The organism is Mesorhizobium sp. M4B.F.Ca.ET.017.02.2.1 (assembly GCF_003998955.1).
Classification (GTDB): domain Bacteria; phylum Pseudomonadota; class Alphaproteobacteria; order Rhizobiales; family Rhizobiaceae; genus Mesorhizobium; species Mesorhizobium abyssinicae.
The window spans coordinates 1-6,729 of the sequence record NZ_RZOF01000340.1; the positions used below are offsets into that span (position 1 = coordinate 1).

General features: G+C 65.1%; 6 protein-coding genes and 1 tRNA gene. 3 read left to right on the forward strand and 4 right to left on the reverse strand.

The window, feature by feature from the left end; all coding sequences use genetic code 11:
* A partial coding sequence (locus EN738_RS28340) for an AGE family epimerase/isomerase (RefSeq protein WP_127286545.1) occupies positions 1–1,865 on the reverse strand: 1,865 nt, incomplete at its 3' end.
* A gap of 44 nt (positions 1,866–1,909) precedes the next feature.
* Complete coding sequence (locus tag EN738_RS28345) at positions 1,910–2,809, reverse strand: LysR family transcriptional regulator (RefSeq protein ID WP_127286546.1); 900 nt, start codon at positions 2,807–2,809, stop codon at positions 1,910–1,912.
* 96 nt (positions 2,810–2,905) lie between these two features.
* On the opposite strand from EN738_RS28345, the gene EN738_RS28350 reads away from it, so the two are divergent.
* From EN738_RS28350 to EN738_RS28360, 3 genes are all read left to right on the forward strand, one after another.
* Entirely contained in the window at positions 2,906–3,787 is an 882-nt protein-coding gene (locus EN738_RS28350) for an NmrA/HSCARG family protein (protein ID WP_127286547.1), read from the forward strand.
* Positions 3,788–3,978: 191 nt separating this feature from the next.
* A tRNA-Pro gene (locus EN738_RS28355) sits at positions 3,979–4,055 on the forward strand.
* Positions 4,056–4,241: 186 nt separating this feature from the next.
* Positions 4,242–4,577 carry a hypothetical protein gene (locus EN738_RS28360; RefSeq protein ID WP_127286548.1) on the forward strand — a complete coding sequence of 112 codons (336 nt, stop codon included), beginning with the start codon at positions 4,242–4,244 and terminating at the stop codon, positions 4,575–4,577.
* A 30-nt stretch (positions 4,578–4,607) separates the two neighbouring features.
* Here the strand turns inward: EN738_RS28360 and EN738_RS28365 are convergent, their stop codons facing one another.
* Entirely contained in the window at positions 4,608–6,224 is a 1,617-nt protein-coding gene (locus EN738_RS28365; RefSeq protein ID WP_127286549.1) for an ABC transporter ATP-binding protein, read from the reverse strand.
* Position 6,225: 1 nt separating this feature from the next.
* Positions 6,226–6,729 (reverse strand): ABC transporter permease subunit (locus EN738_RS28370; protein WP_127286550.1); only part of this gene is annotated, 504 nt, incomplete at its 5' end.

Consider the following 6,729-nt stretch of genomic DNA (forward strand, 5'->3'; position numbering starts at 1 on the left):
AGCTCGGTCTGGCCGCTGCGGCCGGCGAAATCGACGAGCAGCGAGGCCCATTCGAAATGATGGCCGGGCTCGGTCCAGCTGCCCTTCTCGCCGGCCACCGGCTTCCAGCCGTCGTCGAAATGTTCGCCGAGCGTCCAGCTTTCCGGATCGAAAAAGTGGCTGCGGAAGAGGTCGATGATCTGCGCCGCGCGGCGCAGATAGGCGCGCTCGCCGGTCGCCTGATGCCAGGCGAGGAAGGCTTCGAGCAGATGCATATGCGGGTTGGAGCGCCGCTCGCCTTCGCCGTCGGACGTTTCGAGGAAGCCGGTCATGCGGCTGTCCTCGAGATGGGCGTCGAGAAAAGCAAAGGTCTCCTCGCCGAGCCGGAGCGCGTCGGGATGACCCGATATATGGGCGTGCGCCAGCGCCAGAAGCACGCAGGAATGGTCGTAGGCGTCCTCGGCCGGGTCGGCGACCGAGCCGTCGATGTTGAGCGTGCGCACCCAGCCGCCCCTTGCGGTGCGGCCCTTGCCGGTCATGAAATCGATGCCATGGGCGATCAGCCGGTCGGCCGGGCCGGTCCAGCCGCGTTCCTTGGCCACCGCGAAAGCATAGACCTGGCGCGCCTGCGTGCGCATGCGCTTGGGCTTCATCAGCGGCGAGCCGTCGAAGCCGAGCGCCTCATGGAAGCCGCCATGACGCTCGTCGACGCCCGACGTCGACCACAGCGGCAGCGTCTCGTCGAACAGCCAGTGATGTACGCGCTGCCGCCAGGCGCCGCTTTCGATGACGCGGTCATGCGCCGGCGTGAAGCGGGTTTCCAGGCGACCCGACTTCTCCAGCTGCTCGACGATCTTCTTGACGTGCTGGCCGTGGCTGACCGGCGCCACGAAAGTGGCGTCGGCGGTCGAGACGATGGCGACGTCCTTCATGCCGATGGCCGAGAGCAGCCGGCCCTCGCCGCGAATGTAGGAATTCTCGCAATCGATGGCGACGACATCGCCGACGATGACGTTGCCTTGATTGTCGGAGGGCCCGACATCGAGCAGCGACTGCCAGGAGCCGAGATCGTTCCAGCGGAAGCCGGCCGGCACCATGGCGATGCCCTTGGCACGCTCCATGATGGCGTAGTCGATCGAGGTCGATGGGATGGCGGAATAGAGTTCCAGCGGCATATAGAGACCGGAAAGATCCGATGTCGCCGCCTTATAGGCGGCTTCGGTGGCCTGCCAGATATCAGGCGCGAAAGCCGCGAAGGCGTCGCGCATGGCGCCGGCGCGAAACAGGAAGATGCCGGTGTTCCAGTAGAAGGTTCCGGCTTCGAGATAGGTTTGCGCGGTGGCGAGGTCGGGCTTCTCGACGAAACGCGAGACATCGAACACACCGTCCCTGTCGGCGGCGACCTCTATATAGCCGTAGCCGGTCTCGGGCTGGGTCGGCTTGATGCCGAACACCACCAGGCGGCCGGCATGAGCCGCCACGGCCCCGGCTTCAACACTGCGCCAGAACTGCTCCGCGGTCGAAATCTCGTGATCGGACGGCACCACCAGCACCAGGCTGTCGCCGAATTCGGACAGCGTGCGCAATGTGGCGAGCGCGACGGCGGCCGCGGTGTTGCGTCCGGTCGGCTCGAACAGCGGGCCGCCGCCGGCAAGATCGAGGCCTGCGAGGTCGGCATGGACGCGCTCGGCGTGGCGCTCGGCGGCGATCAGGAAGATCGGCGTTTCGCCGGCCGGCCTTGCCGCCAGCCGGCGCAGGGTCTTGGCCAGCATCGAACCGTCGCCGGAAAAATCGTGGAACTGCTTGGGATTGTCCTCGCGCGACAGCGGCCAGAGCCGCGAGCCGACGCCGCCACTCATGACGAAACTGACAATGCGCTCGCTCATCCGGGTCTCGCAATCAGAAGTTGGTCGCATGGGTACGCACAGCTTTATGCACTGTTTACCCGATTCGAAATCCGCTCGGTCGCCAGATCGATGAACGCCTTGACCAGGGGCGACAGGTGGCGGCTGCTCGGATAGAGGACGTAAAGACCGCCGGCCGGCGTGGTGTGATCCCCAAGGACGCGGCGCAGCCGCCCCTCGCCGATCAGCGCGTCCGCCATTCCGTAGGGCAATTGAGCGATGCCGTAGCCGGCAATGGCGGCGGCGACGACAGCCTGCATCTCGTTGGCGGCGAAGCGCCCGGATACCGTGACCGTCTCCTGGCCTTGCGGCCCGTCCAGGACCCAGTGAGCGCCGGCTGCCGAGGGGCCGGCAATGACGCAGTGGTGATGAGCGAGATCCGCCGGCGCTTCCGGTGCTCCATGGCGCGCCAGATAGTCCGGGCTGGCGCAGAGATGCCTGTGCGTCGAGCCGAGCTTGCGGGCGATCAGCGTCGAATCCTGCAAGACGCCAGTGCGGAAGGCGAGATCGATCCCGTCCTCAACCAGGTTGAGCTTGTCGTCGGTCAGGCGAAGCTCGACCTTGGTCTTCGGATAGATCTCGAGAAACTCGACCACGGCGCGGTTGAGGAAATAGGCGCCGAAACCGACGGGCGCCGAGATACGGATCGTGCCCGATGGTTCCGCGTTCGCCTCGGCAAGGCGCAGATTGGCCTCTTCGATCGCCCGCAGTGCCTGGCTGCTCTGCTCGTAATAAAGGCGCCCAGCATCCGTCATGTTGAGGCTGCGGGTCGTGCGCTGCAGCAGGCGGACGCCGAACTCGCGCTCGAGCGCGGCAATGCGGCGGCTGACCGTCGTCTTTGGCATGGCAAGCAGGCGCGCGGCGGCGGTGAAGCTGCCGGTTTCCACAACGCGGGCAAAAACCGCGATGTCGTTGAGGTCGATCATTGTATCCAAGAGTGGGACAAAGTTTTCCAATTATAGGTGATTATGCATCAATGCCGCAAACCCTAACTTTGCTCCACGCAAACACGGAGCAAACAGATGACCATCAAAAGAGACATTCTGGTGACCGGCGCCACCGGCCAGCAAGGCGGCGCGGTCGCGCGCGCTCTTCTTGCCAAGGGCCACGGCGTCAAGGCGTTGACGCGCTCGCCGGACGGCAAGGCGGCGCGGCAACTGGCGACCGCCGGCGCCGAAATCGTGGCCGGCGATCTATCCGACGCCGCCTCCATCATCAAGGCTGCGAGCGGCGTCGACACCATGTTCCTGATGGGCACCATGACCGAGGCCGGCATGGAGGAAGAGACCCGCCAGGGTATCCTTGCCGCCGACGCGGCGAAGGCTGCCGGCGTCGGGCATCTCGTCTATTCGTCCGTCGCCGACGCCAACAAGAAAACCGGCATCCCGCATTTCGAAAGCAAATATCTGGTCGAGCGGCATATCGAGCGGCTCGGCATCCCCTATACGATCAGCGCCCCGGTCGCCTTCATGGAGAATTTCGTCGCCCCCTGGTCGATCGGCGCGCTGGCCCAGGGCACGCATGCTTTCGCGGTGCCCGCCAAGCGCAGGCTGCAGCTGGTCGCGCTGGCGGACATCGGCGCCTTCGTCGCGGCGCTGATCGAGCGTCGCGAACGGGTATTCGGCAAGCGCTTCGATTTCGCCGGAGATGAATTGTCCGGCGAAGAGCAGGCGAAAATCCTGTCGCAGGCCATCGGCCGCCCGATCGGCTACCAGGAGGTCCCGATCGCCATGGCCCGCCAGCAGAACGAGGATGCGGCGTTGATGTTCGAATGGTTCGACAGCGTCGGCTACGACGTCGACATCCCCGGCTTGCACAAGGAATTCCAGGAGGTGCGCTGGCACAGCTTTGCCGACTGGGCGCGCGCGTTCGACTGGAGCATGCTCGATCGGTCAGCCGCCTGATTGCGCTGGGTTTCGGCAAGCGGATCAGCCAGCCCATCGTGCTGGTCCGCTTGCCCTTTTCGCGCAGCGGATCGCTGAGCCAGCCCGAAGATTTCAACAGTCCGCGGCGAATGTGACGAAATGCGACAGACGTACTGCCATTGGCGCTTGCAGGATCGAAAAGCGGCGGCTATAAGCCCGCGGTCTGGTCACGGAGTGTAGCGCAGTCTGGTAGCGCACATCGTTCGGGACGATGGGGTCGCAGGTTCAAATCCTGCCACTCCGACCAGAAAAACAAGCACTTGGCTGCTTGTTGCCTCCCGCTCCCGAAATCACCCGTCTGCGCCGCAAATCGAGCGGAACGGCCTCTGGCCTTCCATTGTGCTCGACAACAGGCTCTCGCTTTGACCTAATGGCGCCCTACCCTGGTTCGACGGGCGTGCGGGACTGAGGAACGGCGAGAGCAGGTGAAAGTATGAAGTCCGCGCCGACGGCAGCACTCCTGTTTACTTTGATCACCGTGCTGCTCGTTGCGGTTGGCTGCTCCTCGAGGCTTGCCTCGATCGATTCGGACAAATACGACCGCATGAGCTGCCCGGAACTCAACGTCGCGCTCGGCGACACCGCCACCGGGATCTCGCAAACCGCCATCGCACGCGGCAAGGTCGCCAATACCAGCGTGCCGAACTGGCTGCTCGGCGGCGAGCGCGTGAAGACGGTCGTGGCCAACCGCGAAACGGCCAGGATCGAACGGATGCAGCAACAGCAGCAGGCGATCGTCGCGGCAAGAAAGCGGCAGTGCACGTCGTAGCGTTGTGCGGCTGGGCACAGGGCCGCTGCCTTACGCGCTCATCCGAAATCGCGCCGTATCGATCGCGGCGTTCATCAGCGTCTGGGTGTAGCCGGCCTGCGGATTGCTGAAGATGTCTTCCGTCGGCCCTTCCTCGACGATCTTGCCCTGCTTCATGACGATGATGTAGTCGGCCATGGCGCGGACCACGGCGAGGTCGTGGCTGATGAACAGGTAGGACAGTTCGTGGTCGGCCTGCAGCTTGCGCAGCAGCTCCACGATCTGCTTCTGCACCGAGCGGTCGAGCGCCGAGGTCGGCTCGTCAAGCACCACCAGCCTCGGCTTCAGGATCATGGCGCGGGCGATGGCGATGCGCTGGCGCTGGCCGCCCGAGAATTCGTGCGGATAGCGGTTGCGCGAATTGGGATCCAGCCCGACTTCGCGCAGCGCCTCGACCGCGCGCTGGTCGCGCTGCTTGCCGGTGAGCGACGGCTCGTGCACCAACAGCCCTTCGGTGATCACCTGGCCGACGGTCATGCGCGGCGACAGCGAGCCGAACGGATCCTGGAAAACGAGCTGCAATTGCCGCCTGAGTGGCCGCATCGCCTGGCGGTCGGCGTCGGAGATGTCGCGGTCGCCGAAGCGGATCAGGCCCTCGCTGGGCAACAGCCTGAGCAGCGCGCGGCCGAGCGTCGACTTGCCGGAACCGGATTCGCCGACGATACCGATCGTCTGGTTGCGTTTCAGGCGGATCGAGATGTTGTCGACGGCGCGCAGCATCAGCGGCTCGCCGGCGAGGAAGCCGCCGCCGATCCTGAACACCACCTCGACATTGCGGCCCTCGAGCACCGGGGTACCGGCCGGCGGCGGCGCCTTGGAGCCGGTCGGCTCGGCCGCCAGCAGCATCTTGGTGTAGGCGTGCTGCGGGTTGGCGAAGAGCGCTTCGGCCTCGCCCTCCTCCACCACCTCGCCCTGGCGCATGACATAGACGCGGTCGGCGAAGCGCCTGACGATGCCGAGATCGTGGGTGATGAAGACGATGGCCATGCCGAGCTTGCGCTGCAATTCGGCGAGCAGCATCAGGATCTGCGCCTGGATGGTGACGTCGAGCGCCGTCGTCGGCTCGTCGGCGATCAGGATGTCGGGATCGTTGGCCAGCGCCATCGCGATCATGACGCGCTGGCGCTGGCCGCCCGACATTTCGTGCGGATAGGATTTCATCCTCCGTTCGGGATCGGGAATGTGCACGAGCCGCAAGAGCTTCAGCGCCTCCTCGCGCGCTTCCGCCGCGCCCAGCCCGCGATGCCTGCGGATCGGTTCGATCAGCTGGTTGCCGATCGAATAGAGCGGATCGAGCGAGGTCATCGGCTCCTGGAAGATCATGCTGATCTTGCGGCCGCGCACCTTGTTGAGCTCGCTCTTGCTCATCGTCAAAAGGTTGCGGCCGCGATAGTCGACGGCGCCTGTTGCCTCGCCGTTGGAGGCCAGCAGGCTCATCGCGGCCATCATGGTCTGGCTCTTGCCGGAGCCGGATTCGCCGACCACGGCGACGGTCTCGCCGGCCCTGACGTTGATGTTGATGCCCTTGACCGCCTCGACCGCACCGTCGAGGGTGCGGAAGCGGACGCGAAGGTCCCTGACGTCGAGGATCGTTTCGGCAGCGGCCATGTCAGCGGTCCTTCGGGTCGAGCGCGTCGCGCAGGCCGTCGCCGACGAAGTTCAGCGCGAACAGCGTCGAAACGAGGAAGAAGGCGGGGAACAGAAGCAGCCAGTTGGCGCTGCCGATGTTCTTGGCGCCGACCGAGATCAGCACGCCCCAGCTGGTCATCGGCTCCTGCACGCCGAGGCCGAGGAAGGACAGGAAGCTTTCCAGGATGATGACCTGCGGCACCAGCAGGGTCATGTAGATCACCACCGGGCCTAGCAAATTGGGGATGACGTGACGCATCAGGATGCCGCGCTGGCCGACACCCATGGCTTCGGCGGCCTGGACATATTCCTGCCTTCGGATCGACAGCGCCTGGCCGCGCACGATGCGTGCCATGTCGAGCCACAGCACGGCGCCCACCGCCAGGAACATCAGGACGAAGTTGCGGCCGAAGAACACCACCAGCATGATGACGAAGAAGATGAAGGGCAGCGAATAGAGCACGTCGACGAGGTGATGATGCGC